Source organism: Paenibacillus sp. 01T442 (assembly GCF_056398345.1).
The window spans coordinates 1-20,003 of the sequence record NZ_JBFTPF010000087.1 but is presented as its reverse complement, the minus strand read 5'-3'; the positions used below and the strand labels follow the sequence as shown (position 1 = coordinate 20,003).

Sequence of the window (20,003 nt, the reverse complement as noted above, 5' to 3'; positions counted from 1 at the left end):
GCTTACAGCCCCCTGTTCCCATTGAACCCCTCTGGTTTTAGGCCGGAAATACGCTCTTTTGTTTCCTGAACACTCCATAGTAACTGGCAATGTGATTTGAGGATATTGAAATATTGCTTGATAATTCAGATGAATTGGGTGTTGGACAAATCCTACTATACTAAGCATCCAATCATTTATTGGCAATGCCGGATATGGGAAATGATTGCGAATATAAAACTTGTTTTCTGGGGTAACCCAGCTTGAAAGAGCTAACATTGGAAATTCCTGATTCTCAGGTATAGTAGAGCGAGAAATCCTAGCAGGGTCATACAAATTCATATAAGGCTCCTTTCCAAATCATGGCTTCCCTATTTTATGAAATTCTGACTCCATTCATTCTTGGTGTCACATCAACATCATTCTTCCACTTAGTGCTTGACTACATGTCAAAAAGCCTCGGCGTGTGAAGGCCCAGGCTTTGATCATGATTCTGTTTGTTTGCGCAGTAACTCGTTGCAATTTTAGTTTGTGCTCATGGTTCAACCACGGACCCTACAAAAAGCCATGCCCCGGTCTGGCGGTCTTCAATCGCGAAGAAAAACGGCCGGTTTATCGTCATCTGGAACGGTCCATCGATTGGTGCGGAAGCCCCTGCCATCTGTACCGAAGTGACCGCTGCAGCCTCTGTTCCTTTTTCATTGACCTCGATGAACGTTTTGTGTGTTATCGCACTGATGAAAAGGTTGGGTGGAACAGGTGCCATGCCCGAAAAATCTGCATGAACTTCGTCAAAAGGCAGCGTCATGCCCATAGCCATGAGAGGTTCTTTAAGCTTTTCACTATAGTCGATCTTCAGACGGGGAAGCTTGATTTCACCTCGGCTCGACTGGAATGACTTGTACCAGCGCTCGGGATCTGCCCAAAGCTTATCGTGAAGAGCATCAAGTGAAGACGATTCATCTGGAAGAATGATCAGCATATCCATCTGCCCCTGTCCGTACGGCAAACGAATGGCTTGAAATCCCTCTTCCTGCAAATATTCGTAGGTGCCTGATTGCGACATCATCTGCACTTGTTTGGTGGATCCATCAGGCAGTTTGAAGCTTTCTTCTTTCGTGCCAGAAAGTTGGAATTCCTTTTTCCACCCTCCATTGAAATAGACCGCATTCATCAGGATCAAAACTTCCTTGGGATTGATGGAGTCAATTATCTGCGGAATTTTCCCGTTGGTATTCTTATTTACCCAGTCATTGATGGTGTCAGGCGCTTTGGGACTGTTGAAATCGAGTTCAGCTACTTTGGCGTCATAAAAGTTTTGAAGGGTCTTCATGAAATCAATGTGAAACGCTGCTCCCTTTCGTGACCAAAGTGAGTTGGCAATGTTCACTTTAACGCCGCTGCCCGAGTGCTGCAGAAGGTTGATGAGCATCTCGTTCCCCCGATTTATTTCATCCAAGGACATGCCTTGCCAGCCTAACGTTTTGGCCATTGAGGCTTGCGTTTCCMCCTTACTTCCGTTGTAAGACATGGCAAGCGCCAAAGAAATGCTGGTGGGCGAAATGAAAATGTTTTTCTTCTTGTCCTGTTCTGTTCGAACCAGTTGCCGATGGAGCTGCATGCCGAACTCGTTGCTTGCTTTAATGATTCGCCCATCAACTTTGTCCGCTGTAACTTGTCGTTTCTCCAATGACATCGAATTTTCAGCAGGATTACCACATGCATTCCCAATCAGTATCAGCAGCAAGCCAGTCGCAAGAAGCTTACTATTCCTAAAATTATTTTTCATTCTGGTCCCCCCTGTCATTCCTATATGTTATAGACGAGGGAACTTTACATAATGTTCCATAATCAACTTGGAATTAAATGCGAATCGTTAAGCTAAGAGGAGGAAGCAATTATGCAAGATCAGCAAATAATTCTCGGTTTAGCGCTTGTCAAAACGTATGCGCCACAGCGAAACGAACCAAATGGTAGAACGCTACATGCAAACATTCCGTTTCCGACCAACGATGGAATTTATCGAATATACTTGGGACAAATCGGTTTTCGTTTCGTGGTCTGAGCTTTTAAAGGAAATTCCACTACGTGTTAAAGAAAAAATAAACCCAACCTCTCATGTTTTTGCGAAAAGTTAAGCGCAGTACGCTGCACATCGTCCCAATTCCAGCTGCTGTCCGGCTCAGGCAGATTGGCTTCCCTGAAATGAGCYTTGTTGTAACACAAAATAATTGGTGAAAACGTGAATGGCTGCACATACAGGTTACCAACGTTTGTGAACGGTCTCATTAGCCTTCCAACGTAAGGGTCGGGTAATACCCAAACTTCAAAGTCAACTTCTCGCATAACCCTGCTCCAACTACGCGAGTGTCGACACGTGGCACTTTTTCAATCATTTCTTGTGCGAGTAATTGATTCAACCCTTAGCGGATCGAGTTTTTACTGAGACTATACTGCTCCGCAAGCATTAATTCGGATGGCAAGTACTCACCGGGCTGCAGTTTTCCCGTTACGATGTTATGGCTCAGAGATGCGACCATCTCCTCCAATCGTGTTCGAAAAGTGGATCGACTAGATTTACCAATCATGAAACTTTGAACCTCCGGGTTGTTCTTTATTGGTATGTATCTGGGTTATATTATCGTAAAATCAGTTAGTTAAACTATAATTTCCTAACTCTTGTTATGGCATAGAACAGTACGTAACTAATGATTAAAACCATAAACATGAACTTACAGAAAAAGAAAATATGATAAAGCTTACTTCTATCCGTTAACATGATAACTAATTCATTCAAGATATAACCTGGTCGCATGATAACGTCCCAACTATTCCATCGAACGAACCGGCCAATGTAGATTCCAARACTACTTAGTAAGAGAACGAAAATTACAAAAATCCAGCTAGAAATAACCCCAAATGTTATTCTCACCAAATTCTGCACGGAAAACAGCGAAACTGATCCCAATAAAAGCCCTAGTATAGCGATCGTAAATATACTAAATAAATGCTGCCAAAACACGACATCTGCCCAAAATCGCTTAGTAGGGTCAAAGCTGTACCGCGCGAATACATGAAGTAAATCCGTCACAAGATAAGGTGCATTGGGAAAGAAGAAAAACCATGAAGCTCCCACGAATAGGAATAATACTGCACGCATTTTCTTACGGGTATAACAAAATAGTAAATCTAGAATTACGGCAATTCCTACTGGTACCCATGCAAGAAATGTATCCCAAAAGATAAATAAATAGAGTCTATTTCCAGACGGAGATTGGATGTTATAGACACTGATTAAACTAATTAACGTAGCAACACACAGGACGATAATGAGATAAATTTTTCCTGGGTAGTTTAGGGAATTTAGTTTTTCCAAGATTGTCCTCCTGAGTAAAATAAAAAGGCAGGAAGATTTACTTCGCTAGCCTTAATTTTTGTATAAAATAACACTACCAGATTATGGATTTAATTCAAAGCATGAACTTTTGCAAGTTTCCCGTTCTACTTGTTCTACCTTGATTACATTACAAAAAGAGCTACCCCGCGGCAGCCCTTAATTGATAAAATTTTCAATTTATATTCCCATCCTTTATCTCTATCCTGTTACCCTCTGGATCAATAATGACGCCAATGATCCCCCAATCAAATCTTTTTACATCAACATCCACACCTCTTTGCTTAAGTTCAAACACRGTTTGGTCAAAATCATAAACATCAATTCTTAAACATACGGAACTTTGCGCTCTTGTTTTTTCACTCTGCGATGCTACTCCCTTTCCTTCGATTAATAAGTAACTATTCCCAAAATCTAAAAATGACAAATCATCTTTTTGCAATCGTAATGTTAATCCAATTTGGTTTACATAATAGTCCACTGCTTTCTCATAATTCTCTGTAAACAAAATAATTCCCGATTCTTTTATTTTCATAGACTGTTCCTCCTTTAAAATAGGGTTGTTCACAATTATTATACTTACTATACGTTTATGGTTATAAAGTAGCAAGTAAATTCTGGAAATTAAAAATGTAGACCCTTAGCAATTAACTGAGAGTCTACATTTTTTTATTTATTTCCCACTCCAATGATAGATGAGTTGCACAACGCCAGATGAAAACGTTTTTGTATGCACTAGTTGTAAATTCAACCTCTGTTTAATATCAACGAATAACGGCTTACCTTCTCCCAGAATAACGGGATGAACAGACAATCTAAACTCGTCAACAAGTCCTAAATGGATAAAAGTTGTAATAAGACTTGCTCCGCCATATAGCCAAATATCTTTGCCAGGCTTATTCTTTAATGTCGTTACTTCTTCAAAAATATTATCATTGATGTAGATGGCTTTATGATCAGTACCTTTTTGTGTCTTGGAAAACACATATTTATATTTACTATGAACTAAGCTCCACAATTCTTTATCAGCATCCGCATGATCTAACTCTGGTGTATATTGTCCCCATAAATCATAGCTTTTCCGGCCATACAAGATGGTATCAATTTGGTTTAGGAAATCGACAAACCCCATTTCAGGATCCATCACGCACCAATCAACTTCTCCATTTTTCCCTTCGATATACCCATCTAACGTTACTGCCAAATCTAAAATTATTTTCCGTTTCAAGAGTAGTTGCTCCTTTCGTCGATCTACAACAAATATAAACCTTGAATATGTCACCTTATGTCATAATAAAAAAGCCACGTTATCCGCGGCTTTGATTGAGATACTGTTATTCCGAAAAATCGTTAAGCTTTCTTTATGCTGTAAAAACCAAAACGTTCAATTTCCTCAAGAGCTTTACGACCAAATGACTCGACTAGCTCATCGGCTCGGATTTTGGTTCCACCCAGTGTTATCCCGTCCCAGCGTACAATTCGACCGTCTTTAACCAAAAAATAATCATCCATAGTAGTACCTCCAGAATTAATATTTTGGGATTTGCTGTATGCTTAGATATGTAGAGCAAGAAGTTGCCTATCCATATTTTAGCACAAATTCATAAGGAATCATAAATAACATTCAGGGAGCAAGAAACTCTGCGTTTACGATTAGTATCCAATAAGAAAAGAGCTGCCACCCGGCAGCCCTTTAGCAATGTAGCATCATTTTTTCAATAAAAAGTTTCGCTCAAAGGCGACGCCACAAGAACACCGCTCTGTACCGAATAATAGATGATAAGAATGAGGGAACTCCCGATTTACGCGTTGTACTTCGCGGGCGAATTCAACTTGATCTTTCGGCACTCTGCGCAGAGAGTCAGCTTTAGCTTGCGTATCCACATGCGCTCCAGGTGGAACGAATCGATTAGGCGCAATTTTTACTCCGCCGGTAACTACGGAATCCATAGATATCACTGAGCCATGCCCTATAGAGGCATTAAATATGATAGATTTGAATCCTACGAATACCTTTTCCCCAATATAACAAGGACCATGAATGAGTGCCCCATGAGCAATGGAGACGCTGTTTGCGATATAGATCGAATACTTTTTGTTATCGACCAAGATATATTCGTGAGCCAGTCCGTGCAGGACGACTCCATCTTGAATATTCGTATTTTCCCCGATAAAAAAAGGCGTACCTTCATCTGCACGCAACGTGGCATTTGGTGCGATATAGACATTTTTACTAAGTGTTACATCGCCAACAACACTAGAATACTGGCTGATAAAAGCCGTGTTATTAATGATCGGGAAACGTTGTTCGGGGGTGAAGGTCGTAATTGGATTCGGACTGATTAAGCGAGCAAATAAGTTAACGGGTCCTCGAGGTAAATCGCCGGTAGATTTCTTAATTTTAATCTTATTCATGAATACAGGTTTCCAAAGATTTTTGACCTTAGTCATATGCTCACTCCTAGGAGATATCCGTGTCTTACATTACACTATTCAGGATATAGGCGAACGTCACAGTTCCGTACAATTACATTACAAAAAACCCCTTAATGCCGGGTCACATGCAGCCGGTTCATTAAGKGATTTTTGAATAAATGGCGTATGTAGCAATCTTACTTACATATACCTATCTTTTAATTTTCCGAGTACCTGATTAGCCATAATTTTATAGCCTCCTGCATTCGGATGCAGCTGGTCTGGAAGGTGGTCGACAAAAGCTTCTCCCATGATTTCCAAGCCGTCTACATACGTAAGGTTTGAGTCCCCATAAGAAGTTAGGATATTCACCGCTTCTTGGATCTCCTTCCTCATGGTAACCAAGTTCATCCCTACTACGTTCTCGTCCGTTTCCCTGTGAGGACAATAAATAGGCGAAAATAAATAGATAGGCGTATAGGGATGCTTTTCCCGAATGATCGACACCATGCCAAAGATCGCAGAACGAAAGGTCCGGATATTTAAACTATGGCCACCCATCACATTAATGCCAAGACACAAGGAAATGACGTCAGCTGGAAGGTCACGAATGACGCGAGCAACCATGGGTTCCAAATGACATTGTCCAGCGAATCCCAAACATGTCAGATCCCAACTTCTATGGCGTGCAACGATTGCCGGCCACGTATGAGCTGGACTTTCAGCAGTGGTGCATTGTGTGATGGAGCTCCCGTATGTAACCCACCTTGATTGATTGCTTGGCGCGAGCACAGCCGTTGCCCCCACATCAACCTTGAGAGATTTCACAGTGACGACAGCATATTGCGGAAAATATAAGTCAACTCGCTTCATACTGTCTGGTAAGTTTGAAAATAAACAGAGGTCATCACCAGCAAGGAGAGTCTTGGTTCCGATGTATTCATCTTCAATTACAATGTCAAATTGTCTATCTTGATCCTCAGATGCGACGTGTAGACCCACTGTCCTGGAGTCGGTTAGAAAAGCAAGTCTTACACCCGCTGCTTCACCTGCTTTCTCCACTAATTTAGATGCATATAAGCGGAGCTGGTCGTGAGGTAAACGCCAAGGTTGAAGTCCGTTTTCATTCGTTTCAATGGAAACGGCACCCCGAAACCAAGCGTTATTGATTTCAATGGTTTGCATGTTCATTTCACCTTTCAATCTATACGAGAACTGGAATCACGGGCTTATCTTGCAAAATATCACTGGAAGCATGCATCCAAGCTACTAATTCAGAGGCAAGCCGTTTAATGTGCTCAGCATACTCAGGCTCTGCGGACAAGTCATGCGTTTCCCATGGATCGTCTTGTAGATCGAACAACTGGATTCGTTCCGTCCCTGTGTTAGTAATTGGCGAGCGATAATATCGGATCAACTTCCATCGACCATCCGTTACCATTCGCTGCAAATCTCGATAAACGGAGCCTACGATTCCGCGATCACCAACGCTTTCTCCTGAGAAGATGGGATGCAGTGATATGCCTTCGGTTTCCTCAGGCAAGTCGACCTCACATAGCCCGGCAACTGTTGGGAATATATCGATATTACTGGCCAGCGCATGCACCTGGTTGCCTTGCGGCACACCCGGGCCTCGGAAAATAAGCGGGATGCGCACGCTATGTTCGTAAAGGTTCTGCTTGCCCATCAGTCCGTGTTGCCCGACTGCCAAGCCATGATCCGCAGTATAGACGATGAGCGTATTGTCATAGATGCCCTTAGCCTTCAGCGCTTCAATGACCCTACCAATTTGCGCATCCATGTGGCTTATCATCGCGTAATAATCGGCCATATGCTGCCGAATTTCGTCCTCGTCCCTCGGCCACCCCGCAAGTTTTTCGTCCCGCACGACCATATCCCCTGTATCGAATGGATGTTCTCGCATAAAGTTCGGAGGCAGCGTTATATCAGACTTGTCGTACATACTTGCATACGGCTCAGGCGCGGTTCGCGGATCATGCGGTGCTGTATAAGCGACATACAGGAAAAATGGCTGCTTTTCCTCATAATCCTCGATAAAGTTGACGGCTGCGTTGGTAAACAACTCAGTTGAGAACGTATGTTCCATATATTCCTGTTCCTTCGGATACATCCCAGACGGGTCATAATCAAACACAGGAACATGGGTATGATCGCTCATCCCGTGAAAATGCAGCTTATCTCCCCCTTCGAAACTCCGGGCGAGGCTTGCCTTGTCGTTGTGCCATTTGCCGACCGCATGTGTACGATACCCAGCATCGCGCATTGTCTGCGGCATGAGCCGAACATCCGAGCGAATTACGCTCGAATGTTCCCGGTTCGTCATATCCTTGCCGATCGTCGCTCGGAAGAGCGGAATACCGGTATGGACGCATGCTCTGCTTGGCGCRCAAACCGCTCCGGTTAGAGCACCGAATATATGTGTATTCCGACATGCTGTCCCGCTGGCTACCAGCGAATCCAGCACCGGCGTCCGCACGGCTTCATTGCCGTAAGCTCCGATAGCTTCACCACGATGATCGTCCGCTATAAGAAATACGACATGAGGTCGTTCAGCTAAATCCGTCTTAATCGTTTTCTCTTTCATGTTAAACACGCTCTCCCTTGCCACATCATTCTGTATGATCTGGATGTGATCTATTTCTATTTCTGTTTCTATTTCTTAGCTTTAAATTGGGTATAAGCTTGTTGGTAAATTTCCAAGTAGCGTTTAATATTCATTTTGTCCAACGTGCTTAAGTAGTTGTTCCACTCTTTCTCAACGTCTAGTGAGCCTGTAACTGTTTTGGCGAAAAATTCAGTTCTGTAATCGGTCAATGTCTTCTCAAGCGTAGATAGTTCCTCGGCCTGTTCGTTTGTGAAGAACAATGGCGGTACAATCTTGCTCGGATTCGTTCCAAAAGGTTCGTATTTTTTCGTTTCATTATATAAAATAAGTTCAAGTGAATTTTTCGGATCCGCCGCTACGCTTAAGCGTAACTCGTTCGTACGCAGCGAAGGTCCTGCTTGCGCCCAATGTATGTTTTGCAGCTTGCCAAACGATACGATCGGTTTCCATACCGCTTGCTTACCGTTAACGCCAAGCTCACCTTGGGCAGGACGCACCCACTCTTGATCTGGACGTCCCTGTGTACTGCGGAGTGTCGCTTCTTCCGAAAGCAGCAAGTCAGCCATACGGAATGCGGCAGCCGGATTTTTCGCTTTATTCGTAATGACGTATTGTCCTGCAGAAACCGCATAAGGATTGTAGGCTGTAGAACGTATCCCTGTTGGCCCTTTGAGCGGAGGAACGGAGACGTAATCTTTGAATCTCGCGTTATCCACTTCGACGAATACCGTCTGATTTTGTGACGCAATGGCTCCCAGAATTKGAATTTCCKGGTTCATCCCCATTTGTTTCAGCTGGTTTCTATCTTGCGTAAACGTTTGCGGGGAAATTAAGCCCTCGGCGAACATTTTATTCATGTACTTCAAAGCTTCTTTCCACTCAGGTTGATTATAGGCAACTTGGACCTTGCCATCCTTCACAAAGCGCAGGTTGAAATCCTTCTCGATAAATGCACTTGGCAGAAATAGATCTAACGTAGAGGAGGGTCCATTCGTTGCACCCACAAGCGGGATCTCATCTGCTTTACCATTTCCATTCGGATCTTTTTCTTTAAAAGCTTTGAGTACTTGATAAAACTCTTCCGTCGTTTCTGGCATTTTTAACCCAAGTTTATCAAGCCAAGGTTTATAAATCCACATTTTCTGACCAAGTGAGCAATGGTAACAATCATTGACCTGTGGAACCGAATAAATTTTACCGTCAGGCATCGTAATCAGATCTTTCACATAGGTAACTTGTTCGAACATCTTTTTCATTTCAACACCATATTTGTCGATGTAGGGATTCAGCGGAATAAAGACGCCGTCCTTCCCATAAATCGATTGCTGAATCGGCGATACACTCATGTTAAGCAGCACGTCTGGGTAATCACCACTTGCGAGTGAAACGTTGAGCTTCTCTGCAAATGTTTTTTCCGGAGCCACTTCCCAATCGATATGAATGTTCGTTTTCTCTTCTAACCACTTGGTGAACTCGTTTGTTGCGAAGTTTTCGACAATGCTGGAGCCTTTGACCATCACTTTGAGTGTTGTCTTTTCTTTCGTGATCGGGAATTGGCCCGCTGGTGTTACTTGATCATCGACGATGGTTTCCGTCTGCTTGGCAGCCTCCTTCGATCCGCTGTCCGAACATGCGCTTAGAAGTACTAATGACGATGCCGTAATTGCTACTAAAGCTTTTAACCCTCTTTTCATGTAAAAACCTCCCTTTAGCCTTTTAATGAACCAATCATCATGCCTTTGACAAAATGCCTTTGTATGAATGGATAGATGATGAGCACGGGCAGCGTAGACACGACGATAAGGGAAAATTTCAACAACTCCCGCAGACCATCTTTTGCAGCCTGATCTGCAAGGTCGGTTATCATCGACGCATCGACCTCGTTTTGCACCAAAATATCCCTTAACACCAATTGAATCGGGTACAACTCTTGATGTTTCAAATAGAGCAATGCGCTAAAGTATTGGTTCCAATGCCCTACTGCATAGAACAAGGAAATGACTGCTATGATAGGGCCTGACAAGGGAAGTACGATCTTTCGTACAAATGTAAAATCACTACAGCCATCCATTTGAGAGGCTTCAAGCAATTCTTCKGGAATGGTCGTTTGAAAATACGTGCKGGCAATGATCATATTCATCACACCGAGCGCTCCTGGAATAATTAATGACCACCTTGTGTCGATCATACCAAGCTCTTTCACAACCAGATACGACGGGATCAATCCCCCTGAAAACATCATGGTGAATACGAACAACGCCATGACGGCATTACGTGGCATAAAATCTTTTCGCGAAAGCGGATATGCCGCAATGAGTGTAAACAGGACATTGATGGTTGTTCCCACCACGGTATAAAATACGGAATTCAAGAAGCTCGACATGATCAAGCGATGCTTAAATACTGCTTCATAACCCGCTAGCGTCGGCTCAATCGGATACAACCAGACTTTGCCGGAAATAACCGCGGTGGATGAGCTGAAGGAAGCACTGACAATATAAATCAACGGATATAGAATCGTAATAGTAAAAATAAATAGGATGATGTAATTCAGAATTGTAAAAAGTCTGTCATCTGCACTTTCCTTAATGCTTCCCGTCATTGACGCGCCTCCTTTACCACAGACTGGTTTGCCCTAATTGTCTAGCTATTCGATTAACGAGAACGAGCAGGATCAAATTAATGACCGATTTAAACAACCCAATGGCAGATGAATAGGAATAATTGATTGCGGTTGATGCCAAACCGACTTTGTACACAAAGGTATCGATGACTTCCGATGAGCTCATATTCAGCGGATTCTGCAACAGCAACACCTTTTCGAAGCCGATGTCTAACACATGGCCGGTGTTCATGATGAGCAGAATGACCGCAACCGGCAGAATACCAGGCAAATCGACGTGCCACATTCGCCGTACTTTATTCGCGCCATCTACAACAGCTGCCTCGTGGAGCGAAGGATCGACAGCTGCAAGCGCTGCCAAGTAAATGATGCAGGAGAATCCAACATTTTGCCAAGTACCGGACCAGACAAAAACATGTGAAAACCACTCGGGTATACCCATGAAATTGATGGTAGGCAGTCCGAAATACTTCATAATCTTCTGGATCAGGCCTACCCGAGGATCCATCATTTGCAAAATGATACCTACCATGACAACGACAGAGATAAAATGCGGCGCATAGGTGATCATTTGCACGGATTTTTTAAAGAAACGAGAATTAACGTAATTCAAGGAAAGCGCGAGTATGATGGGGAACGGAAACCMCGCAAGTAAACTATAGAGGCTGAGAACGACTGTGTTCTTCATAATCCGCACAAATTCATACGAATGAAAAAAACGATCAAAATGCTTCAGCCCAACCCAATCACTGCCCCATACCCCTTTTGTGGGAATATAATTTTTGAACGCAATCACAGCACCATACATCGGCACGTATTTGAAAATGATCAAATAAATAATGGGCAGCAGCATTAGCACGTAAAGCTGCCAATGGTTGGATGCATTTTTCTTAAGCCTAAACAAGTAATTTTCCTTTTTCACGAAAACTGCAGATCGTGTGCCACTTTTACTAGCCGATATGTCCATAAATCCCTCCCTAGTCGATGACCATAACTCGGTATGTGTAATGTACATCTGTCTACAGCATACAAAAAGCAAGGTGCGCCAAGCATTGTGTTCATTTACACCGCTATGACTTTTTTTGCACTGGAAGTTGGCATGTGAATCGTAACTTTCGTGCCGCTCCMCTGCTCGCTTTGAACAGAAAGTCCATACTGCTGCCCGAAAACCATCTGAATTCGGTTATGCACATTGAGCAGTCCGATGCTGCCTTCGAATGTGGGTTGCGTATCCACCAGCTTCTCCTGTCGGCTATTCAGGAGTCGTGTGTTTAATTGCAGTAGGGATTCGGCTTCGATACCGCAGCCATTATCTTGAACGATGACATAAAAATCCGCTTCATTCTTCCAAGCGTCTATAATGATTGTGTGCTTATCCTCGATTCCATAGGRAAACGCATGCTTAAATACATTCTCCACCAAGGGTTGCAGCGTCAAACGAACCATGCTGTCCAGCAAATAATCCGTAGAGATCCGAACATCAATCTCGAATTCGCGCTGGTTGCGATATTTCATAATCGACATGAAGTACAGAATGTGTTTGAGCTCATTCGCTACCGTAATTTCCTCCAAGTCAGTACGGATGGAATAACGCAGCATATACGACAGAGAACGAACAATGTCTTTGATTTCGCTGGATTTTTGGATGACAGCATAGCAAATAATAATTTCCAACGTGTTGTACAAAAAGTGCGGGTTAATCTGTAATTGCAGGGATTGAAACTCCGCTTGCTGCCGTTTCATCATATTGTCTTGATTGCGCAGTTCGGTCTCGTAAACCGGCTCAACCAACTCTTCCAGCCGAGAGACCATCGTATTATAGCTGATGATTAGCTGGTCCATTTCATCTAAGCTCCCAGTGAGTGGTACTCGAGTCCATAGACCTTTTGCCGTCTGACGCATGCCATTCTCCAATAATCGAACAGGACGAACAATCGATTGACCGAATCGATAAGCTAGGAATGTGGCCAAAAACAAAGTAATGATACCTACAATTAATATCGTTTGCCGCAAATCGGAAATGGGCTGTCGCTGTTCAGAAATGGACATGCTTGCCACTAACGTCCAACCGGAGTAATCGGATTTTCTGCTGAAAAATACTCGCCCCGGTTCTCCGGGCAATTCAAATACTTGATCTGTTTTGGCTTCAACCGTATTGAAATGCATGCCATCGAGCTGTTTCCCGATTCGGCTCGAATCCGGATGATACAGTATTTTCCCACGATCGTTAACGATAAAAAAATACCCCGAGTTCCCGAGTTTAATACCCTTCCAGAGCGTGTTTAACTCCCCAATTTTGAGCTCAAAACCCATGATCCCTTTAAATAAGGTAGATGAGGTTCGATCCGCCAATTTGCGTATGAGTGTGAGATGACCGTCTAGAAATCCGGAATCTTTGATCGTGAGCTTCCCGTTAATCGTATCGTCATCCTTCATCTGTTCCACATATTCATCAAAACCCTTGTAATTAAAAGGGACAATGTGAGCATTGAAATCGGTTGCTTGGAACCCGTTGTAACCGACGATGTATGTCATCGAGATTTCTGGATTGTTAATGAGAACGGGTTGAAATACTCCCTTCATCGCTATTTCGGAAGAATAAAACCCTGAAGTAGCATGGTAGGGAAGATCTAGCGCCTCTTTCACTACAGGTGAAATTAAAATTGAAAGTGTAGCCCTCTCATAGCTTTTCAGAAATAGATCGGTTTCATGTAGGACATTATCAACGATTTGAGTCAACAGCCCTTCATACTGGTTCTCCAGTTCGTTGGACGATCGCCAATAGCCGGTAACCCCCACCGTCACCAAGGCTAACGTGATAATAATGACGAAGTAGATGTAAACCTTACGAACAAGTCTGCTATTCATTACTTGATCCCGAGCAGTCCGCGATATTCGGTGGGGGAATATCCAGTTGCCTTTTTAAATACGCGCGTAAAATGCGGGTAGCTCTCGTAACCAACCTCGGCTACAATGTCGATAATTTTGTAATGGGGTACGGCAAGCAGTTGTTTAGCTCGATCAATGCGTTTGCGCATCCGGTGTTGCACGAAGGTTTCGTTCGTATGTTTCTTAAAATAATGGCTGAAATAGGTCGGCGTTAGTCCTAGCTTCCCTGCAACTTTCTCCAGTGAAAGCTCATCCTCGAAGAGATGCTCATCAATATATTGAATCGCTGCCTCCAGTACATCGATTCTCTCATGATTGCGATATTCGCTCAGCCGCTGAATCCAGCTTCTTATTTCCACCTGAAACCTTTCGTACGTAATCGTGATGACTGTATGCTCCTCTACAAATGGTTTCACCTCAACCCTGTATGCCCCTCTGGCATTCAGTTTCTTGTGAAGTAACTTTACTGCGTCGGATACCCGCAGGTGTTGTTGGAGCTCCGTATCAACATCGAACAACTCCCGTTTGCCCTCATCAAGCAATTCATCGACCCGTACTTTGTCCATCATCCAAATCGCTTCTTCTAATTGATCGATCCATTGTTCAAAATGAGTAAAGGAAATAAGTGCAGCTTCCCGCATGGATAGCATTTTATTCAATATTGGAAAAAGCTCGATTTCTGTAATTGGCTTCAGTAAATATTCTTGTACACCGTAGGACATACATTTTTGCGCATAGGCAAAATCTCCGTATCCAGAAAGGACGACAACTTTGGTTGATAACTTTAGTTGCTGTATATGTCGGCATAGCTCTAGCCCGTCCATCCGAGGCATTCGTATATCTGTCAACACGACGTCAGGAGGGTTAGCCATAATGTTCGACAAGGCGGACTCGCCATCCGTAAATACGTCGATTTCATTAAATCGTTTATATTCTTCAATCAGCGTTTTGAGGCCAACTCCGATGATTGGTTCATCGTCAACAATGCAGATTCTAGCCATTCGATTGCCCCCTCGTGTTTCAAAAATGAAAACCCTCGATCGCCTCTGACAAGAGGGCACTACTTAATTATGTTCCGATATCCTATCGTCTGAATACCCATCAAAACATGAACAGCGTCATCAAAATCGAAACTTTGAACCTTTACTTATCCGATTGGGTAAGCAAAATACAGACTGATGTCACCATTTGATGGTTCTGCAAAAAAGAAAAAAGACTGCCTCAAACCAGGCAGCCTTACTTAAATTCTGTTATATGTCGTTATACACGACGCAACTTCGTTATACGCCCATCGATAATCCACTCGGCCACATAGACATCTCCCAGTGAATCTACACAGACGCCATGAGGTGAACTAAAGCGGTTATCCCGATAATATTCCTTGGGTAAATTAGGCCAACCTTGCTGTTTGTAGGCTAATTGATCTTCACYAAGATGAGCGACAAGTGAATCATCTTCCGAGTTGAATACAGTCACCCTACTATGTAAGTCGGGGAAGAACATGAGTCCCTCATGAAAATAGAAGGAGCATGGCATATCCATATCATTGTCGATAAAACGCTTGAAATCTCCACTTAGTGTGAATACTTGAATGCGATGATTCCCTCGATCAGCAACATAGAGCTCAGGTTCGCTGCCCGTGAGTTTAACGGAAATGCCATGGGGGCATTTCATTAAGCCAGGTTCACTTCCTGTTCCACCCCAAGAATGGATACGATCTCCTTGGGCATTATACTGATGAATCCAATGCTGACCGTAGCCGTCCGTCACATAAATGTCGCCGTTTGGCGCGACAGCCAGATCAGTTGGCTTGTATTTTTTTTCATCAGAGTAAACGTCACCTAGATCAGGCGGAGTCAAACGAAGTACGACTTCACCGTTAAGTGTTGTTTTTACCACTGTCCCAAGTCCACAATCCGTCATGTACAAATATTCACCGTCATGCTCTTTATGGAGGTATAAACCGTGTGCATTGGCTTCTATACCTTCAACAGTCCACGATTTGATCCATTCGCCTGAACGACTGAATACCGACATATTCGGCACGCCTGTATGAAGTACGTAAATATTGTCTTCCGAATCGGCAACAATGCCATGCGTATAACCAAAAGTCTGACCTTCTGGAAGACGTCCCCACCCATTTACCACTTCTGTTCGAAACATGCGATTTCCTGTTTGCATACTTAACCTCCTGAGCGATATGTGAATTTGATAGACAACATGTATAATCAGACATCACTTTATGTCTTTTGTAAAGCTTTTTCGAGTTTACGGTAAGAAACAGATGAGAGAAGATTGAATGGATGCGCTTAGTAACTTGCTTACTTTTCTTGAGTTACATTATATATTATAGTATAATAGAGTTAATCTGAAAGGAGCGATTTAATATGTCCAACCATACAACATCAACTTTTGAAATAGGAATAAGCACATTTCTCGAGGCTGCTCCAAGAGCTAATGGCATCACACATGCGGAAAGGCTCCGTCAAGCGGTAGAGGAAATAAATTTGGCCGATCAAGTTGGCCTAGACGTTTATGCCATTGGCGAACATCATCGAGCAGATTATGCGAGCTCAGCACCGGCTGTTATTTTGGCGGCAGCTGCTTCCACGACCAAACGAATCCGCCTCTCGAGCGCCGTGACGGTGTTATCTTCGGATGATCCAGTTCGCGTTTACCAAGCGTTCTCCACCTTAGACGGATTATCCAATGGACGCGCAGAAATTATGGCGGGCCGCGGATCTTTTATCGAATCTTTTCCGCTTTTTGGATACGACTTAAACCACTACGACAGCCTATTTGAGGAAAAACTGGAGCTCCTGCTCGCGATCCGCGAAACAGAGAAAGTAAGCTGGAAAGGCGGCCATCGCGCTGGCATTAATAACTTAGGCGTTTATCCGCGAGCTGTACAAGAGCCGTTACCCGTATGGATCGGAACTGGCGGTAATCCGGATTCCGCGATTCGCGCTGGCATACTAGGACTGCCAGTCGTCTTTGCGATTATTGGCGGTATGCCGGAGAGGTTCGCTTCGCTAGTCAATCTATACAAGGAATCGGCCGCTAAAGCGGGTCACGACGTAAGCAAGTTGCAGATCGCGACGCATTCGCACGGCTTCATATCGGATACTAGTGAGAAAGCGGCCGACTTGTTCTACCCAGCAACGGAAGCCATGATGAACACGATTGGCCGTGAGCGCGGCTGGTCGCCCTACACGCGTGACACGTTCGATGCAGCGCGAAGCCTTCGCGGTGCACTGTACGTCGGCGATCCCGAGTATGTAGCGGAGAAAATCATCTTGCTCCGCAAGAACCTCGGCATAACGCGATTCCTCTTGCATGCGGATGTTAGCACACTGCCGCATCATGAATTGCTGCGCACGATCGAGCTGCTCGGCACGAAAGTCGCGCCGATCGTTCGCAAGGAGCTGGAGCGCGAGGCATAAGCATAGCAAATAGGATTCCCAAAGCCATGTATGTGGCGGGGAATCCTTTTTTTTTGTTGCCGAAGGAGTTCGATTTTATTCCATCGCTGGTGAAGTTACTCGAGATCGTCGATTATTTCGACTATCTCCCACCAGCAGGCGCTGGTTCCTTGCGAGATCGTCGATTATTTCGACTATCTCACCTCCGCAGGCGCCGATTTCTTGTGAGATAGTCGATTATTTCGACTATCTCACCCCAACAGGCGCTGATTTCTTGCGAGATAGTCGATTATTTCGACTATCTCACTTCCCTAGGCACTGATTCCTTGCGTGATAGTCGATTATTTCGACTATCTCACCCCCGCAGGCGCCAGTTTCTTGCGAGATAGTCGATTATTTCGACTATCTCACCCCCGCAGGCGCCAGTTTCTTGCGAGATAGTCGATTTTTTCGACTATCTCACCCTCGCAGGCGCCAGTTTCTTGCGAGATAGTCGATTATTTCGACTATCTCACTTCCCTTCTACTTGACTCCTACGACTGGCAACTCAATGACTAACAAACACCCGTCTGCTCCCTGCTCCACGTCCCGGGATATCCGAAGACTGCCCCCCAATTGCGTGATTCGCTCCATCATCGACTGAAGACCGAAGCCCAAGGCAGTCGCCTCATAGCGCTCTCCGTCGTTCCAAAGCGAGAAGATCAGTTTGTCATCACTAGTATTAAGTTTAAACTGGAAGCTAGTACAGCGGCCGTGGCGAATTCCGTTGGTTAGCCCTTCTTTGAGCGCGTGGTAGATCGCTTTTTTGTGCATGGAGCTTAGCGGCGGAAGCGGTGAAATGGCATGGTCGACTTTCATCCCTGCTACTTCCTCCGTTTGTGCCAGCAACTGCTTAAGCGCGGGTTCCAGCTGGAAATCCACTCCTTGCTGCTTCAAAGTACGGACAGACTCACGAATATCGTCCAGCCCTTTACGGACCAGCTGCTGCGAAAGCGCCAGCTTATCGTTGCCGCGGGGATCGCCGCGTTCGAGCAGCATTTTGGCAGCCTCCATCTGTACGATGGAGGTGGTTAGCGTGTGTCCGACGTGGTCATGAATTTCCTGGGCGAGCAGGTTCCGCTCTTCCATTAGCGTCAATTCGTTAAGCGTCTCAGCCGTTTCACGGACGGATTCTCGAAGGCGATTCGTCGTAAACTCCAGTTCGGAGGTACGCTCCTGAACCATCCGTTCTAACTCTAATGTGAAGCGCGACAACTTCATTTGAATGCCTACACGTGCCAGCAGTTCATGACGGGTGAACGGTTTGACGATGTAATCATTTGCCCCAGCATCGAAGCCTTCCAGTAGATCGACCAATCGTCCTTTGGCCGTTAGCAGGATGATCGGCAAAGTACTTTCGTCATATCGTTCGCGAAGACGACGACAAATGTCGTAGCCGTTCATATCAGGCAGCAGCACATCCAGTAGCAGGAGATCAGGTACCTGCTGTTCGATAAGCGCCAGCGCCTCTTCCCCATTCGCCGCCTTCAGCAATCGTAGAGAAGATCCGCTCAAATAATTATCCAACACCTGAAGATTAACAGGCTCGTCGATGGCCTAATTTATCATAGGAATTCTAATCTCTCAAACGTCAAAAAGAGCCCAAAATGGGCTCMGTAATAAAGTTCTATAACTATTAGATTGGCTCCTAATTTTACAGGAATACAACTCATAAAGAACTAATAACCTCGTTGTACATCCACCGATTGGCTAACTCGCTCTTGTCCATTATCGATTTCTCCAAGCACAGTGAGCAATCCCTCAATTGCTTCATCCACCCCTGTAACAGCAGAAATATGCGGCGTAATGACCACGTTCGGATGAGCCCACAACGGTGAAAGTACGGGTAGAGGTTCCTCCCTAAACACATCAAGAACTGCTCTACGCACCTGTCCCAGTTCAATCGCTTCCAGTAGTGCGTTCTCATCCACCGAAGCGCCCCTACCGACATTAATAAAGCCAGCACCCTGCATGTAGGAAAATAAGCGTCTTTCAAATAAACGTTCCGTGCTTGGTGTTAGGGGTAACGTGTTTACAACCCAATCGGCTTGAGGTAACACCTGGTGCACTTCGGTAATCGGAAGTACCTTGTTAAAATGACGGTTCGCTGCGCCACTGCGAGAAATTCCGTATATATTTACTCCAAAATTGCTAAGCATCCTCGCCACTTCCTCGCCAATCGTACCTGTTCCGAAAATGACGATATTCAATTCATGCAGCAGCTTCTGCTGTGATGGCAGCCATTGCCTTTGGGACTGAGCATGCTGGAATATATCATGACGTTGTAAATCGGCAAGTAGATAGCTTAAGCAATATTCCCCTATTTTCCGCCCAAAACTGCCGACCGTACGCGTTAACATGACATCCTTTTTCCATTCGCGATCAAATAAAAATGCATCAACGCCGGCTCCAAGCGCATGAATCCACAGCAATTTACCGAAATGAAACGACTCCGTCGGTTTAAAGGCCACATAACCATCCGCCCAATCGAAGTGATTCGGACATACTTCCGTCTCTGGAAGAAACAGATACTCCCTCTTCGTGTCCATTGAAGTAAGCTTTTCAAGCTCTTTATACATTCGCCCGGTCACTAATATTCGTTTGATATCCAACTAC

The 20,003-nt window shown here is 44.4% G+C and carries 20 protein-coding genes; 2 read left to right on the top strand and 18 right to left on the bottom strand.

Translation table 11 applies throughout. The features are described 5' to 3' along the window. Together AC1DLM_RS30870 and AC1DLM_RS30865 are read right to left on the bottom strand one after the other, a co-directional pair. The coding region (locus AC1DLM_RS30870; RefSeq protein WP_477572122.1) for a molybdopterin-dependent oxidoreductase at window positions 1-321 on the bottom strand (321 nt) is incomplete at its 3' end. Between the two features lie 193 nt (window positions 322-514). Beyond that, window positions 515-1,768, bottom strand: coding sequence for a serpin family protein (locus AC1DLM_RS30865; RefSeq protein ID WP_477572121.1), 1,254 nt, complete (start codon window positions 1,766-1,768; stop codon window positions 515-517). A 111-nt stretch (window positions 1,769-1,879) separates the two neighbouring features. Here AC1DLM_RS30865 and AC1DLM_RS30860 point away from each other — a divergent pair, with 111 nt between their 5' ends. Continuing rightward, the gene (locus AC1DLM_RS30860) at window positions 1,880-2,044 is read left to right on the top strand and encodes a hypothetical protein (protein WP_441990182.1); all 165 of its coding nucleotides are present in this window, start codon (window positions 1,880-1,882) and stop codon (window positions 2,042-2,044) included. 358 nt (window positions 2,045-2,402) lie between these two features. Here AC1DLM_RS30860 and AC1DLM_RS30855 read toward each other — a convergent pair whose 3' ends face one another. The 14 genes from AC1DLM_RS30855 to AC1DLM_RS30790 form a co-directional block, all read right to left on the bottom strand. Next, a complete protein-coding gene (locus AC1DLM_RS30855) occupies window positions 2,403-2,567 on the bottom strand; it encodes a GntR family transcriptional regulator (RefSeq protein ID WP_441990184.1) in 165 nt (54 codons plus the stop codon). 74 nt (window positions 2,568-2,641) lie between these two features. Beyond that, window positions 2,642-3,355 carry a DUF1361 domain-containing protein gene (locus AC1DLM_RS30850; protein ID WP_477572120.1) on the bottom strand — a complete coding sequence of 238 codons (714 nt, stop codon included), beginning with the start codon at window positions 3,353-3,355 and terminating at the stop codon, window positions 2,642-2,644. Window positions 3,356-3,548: 193 nt separating this feature from the next. Beyond that, window positions 3,549-3,908: a VOC family protein gene (locus AC1DLM_RS30845; protein ID WP_441990186.1), complete on the bottom strand. Its 360-nt coding sequence runs from the start codon at window positions 3,906-3,908 to the stop codon at window positions 3,549-3,551. Window positions 3,909-4,046: 138 nt separating this feature from the next. Further along, window positions 4,047-4,637, bottom strand: coding sequence for a dihydrofolate reductase family protein (locus AC1DLM_RS30840; RefSeq protein ID WP_441990275.1), 591 nt, complete (start codon window positions 4,635-4,637; stop codon window positions 4,047-4,049). Between the two features lie 86 nt (window positions 4,638-4,723). Beyond that, window positions 4,724-4,885, bottom strand: coding sequence for a hypothetical protein (locus tag AC1DLM_RS30835; protein ID WP_441990187.1), 162 nt, complete (start codon window positions 4,883-4,885; stop codon window positions 4,724-4,726). A gap of 195 nt (window positions 4,886-5,080) precedes the next feature. Beyond that, on the bottom strand, window positions 5,081-5,824 hold the full coding sequence (locus tag AC1DLM_RS30830) for an LbetaH domain-containing protein (protein ID WP_441990188.1): 744 nt from the start codon (window positions 5,822-5,824) through the stop codon (window positions 5,081-5,083). Window positions 5,825-5,989: 165 nt separating this feature from the next. Next, window positions 5,990-6,973 carry an SGNH/GDSL hydrolase family protein gene (locus AC1DLM_RS30825; protein ID WP_441990189.1) on the bottom strand — a complete coding sequence of 328 codons (984 nt, stop codon included), beginning with the start codon at window positions 6,971-6,973 and terminating at the stop codon, window positions 5,990-5,992. A 19-nt stretch (window positions 6,974-6,992) separates the two neighbouring features. Next, window positions 6,993-8,393, bottom strand: coding sequence for a sulfatase family protein (locus AC1DLM_RS30820; RefSeq protein ID WP_441990190.1), 1,401 nt, complete (start codon window positions 8,391-8,393; stop codon window positions 6,993-6,995). A gap of 68 nt (window positions 8,394-8,461) precedes the next feature. Beyond that, window positions 8,462-10,108, bottom strand: coding sequence for an ABC transporter substrate-binding protein (locus AC1DLM_RS30815; RefSeq protein WP_477572119.1), 1,647 nt, complete (start codon window positions 10,106-10,108; stop codon window positions 8,462-8,464). A 14-nt stretch (window positions 10,109-10,122) separates the two neighbouring features. After that, complete coding sequence (locus AC1DLM_RS30810; RefSeq protein ID WP_477572118.1) at window positions 10,123-11,016, bottom strand: carbohydrate ABC transporter permease; 894 nt, start codon at window positions 11,014-11,016, stop codon at window positions 10,123-10,125. Between the two features lie 13 nt (window positions 11,017-11,029). Beyond that, complete coding sequence (locus AC1DLM_RS30805) at window positions 11,030-12,004, bottom strand: ABC transporter permease (RefSeq protein WP_477572117.1); 975 nt, start codon at window positions 12,002-12,004, stop codon at window positions 11,030-11,032. A gap of 95 nt (window positions 12,005-12,099) precedes the next feature. After that, a complete protein-coding gene (locus AC1DLM_RS30800; protein ID WP_477572116.1) occupies window positions 12,100-13,905 on the bottom strand; it encodes a histidine kinase in 1,806 nt (601 codons plus the stop codon). After that, entirely contained in the window at window positions 13,905-14,927 is a 1,023-nt protein-coding gene (locus AC1DLM_RS30795) for a response regulator transcription factor (protein WP_441990195.1), read from the bottom strand. The genes AC1DLM_RS30800 and AC1DLM_RS30795 overlap by 1 nt, the downstream gene beginning before the upstream one ends. 259 nt (window positions 14,928-15,186) lie before the next feature. Continuing rightward, on the bottom strand, window positions 15,187-16,107 hold the full coding sequence (locus AC1DLM_RS30790) for an NHL repeat-containing protein (protein WP_477572115.1): 921 nt from the start codon (window positions 16,105-16,107) through the stop codon (window positions 15,187-15,189). A 206-nt stretch (window positions 16,108-16,313) separates the two neighbouring features. On the opposite strand from AC1DLM_RS30790, the gene AC1DLM_RS30785 reads away from it, so the two are divergent. After that, window positions 16,314-17,369 (top strand): LLM class flavin-dependent oxidoreductase, encoded by a 1,056-nt coding sequence (locus AC1DLM_RS30785; RefSeq protein ID WP_441990197.1) that lies wholly within the window; start codon window positions 16,314-16,316, stop codon window positions 17,367-17,369. 501 nt (window positions 17,370-17,870) lie between these two features. Here the strand turns inward: AC1DLM_RS30785 and AC1DLM_RS30780 are convergent. Then, complete coding sequence (locus AC1DLM_RS30780; protein ID WP_441990276.1) at window positions 17,871-18,941, bottom strand: ATP-binding response regulator; 1,071 nt, start codon at window positions 18,939-18,941, stop codon at window positions 17,871-17,873. A 125-nt stretch (window positions 18,942-19,066) separates the two neighbouring features. After that, complete coding sequence (locus tag AC1DLM_RS30775; RefSeq protein WP_477572114.1) at window positions 19,067-19,966, bottom strand: D-2-hydroxyacid dehydrogenase; 900 nt, start codon at window positions 19,964-19,966, stop codon at window positions 19,067-19,069. Window positions 19,967-20,003: the final 37 nt, after the last annotated feature.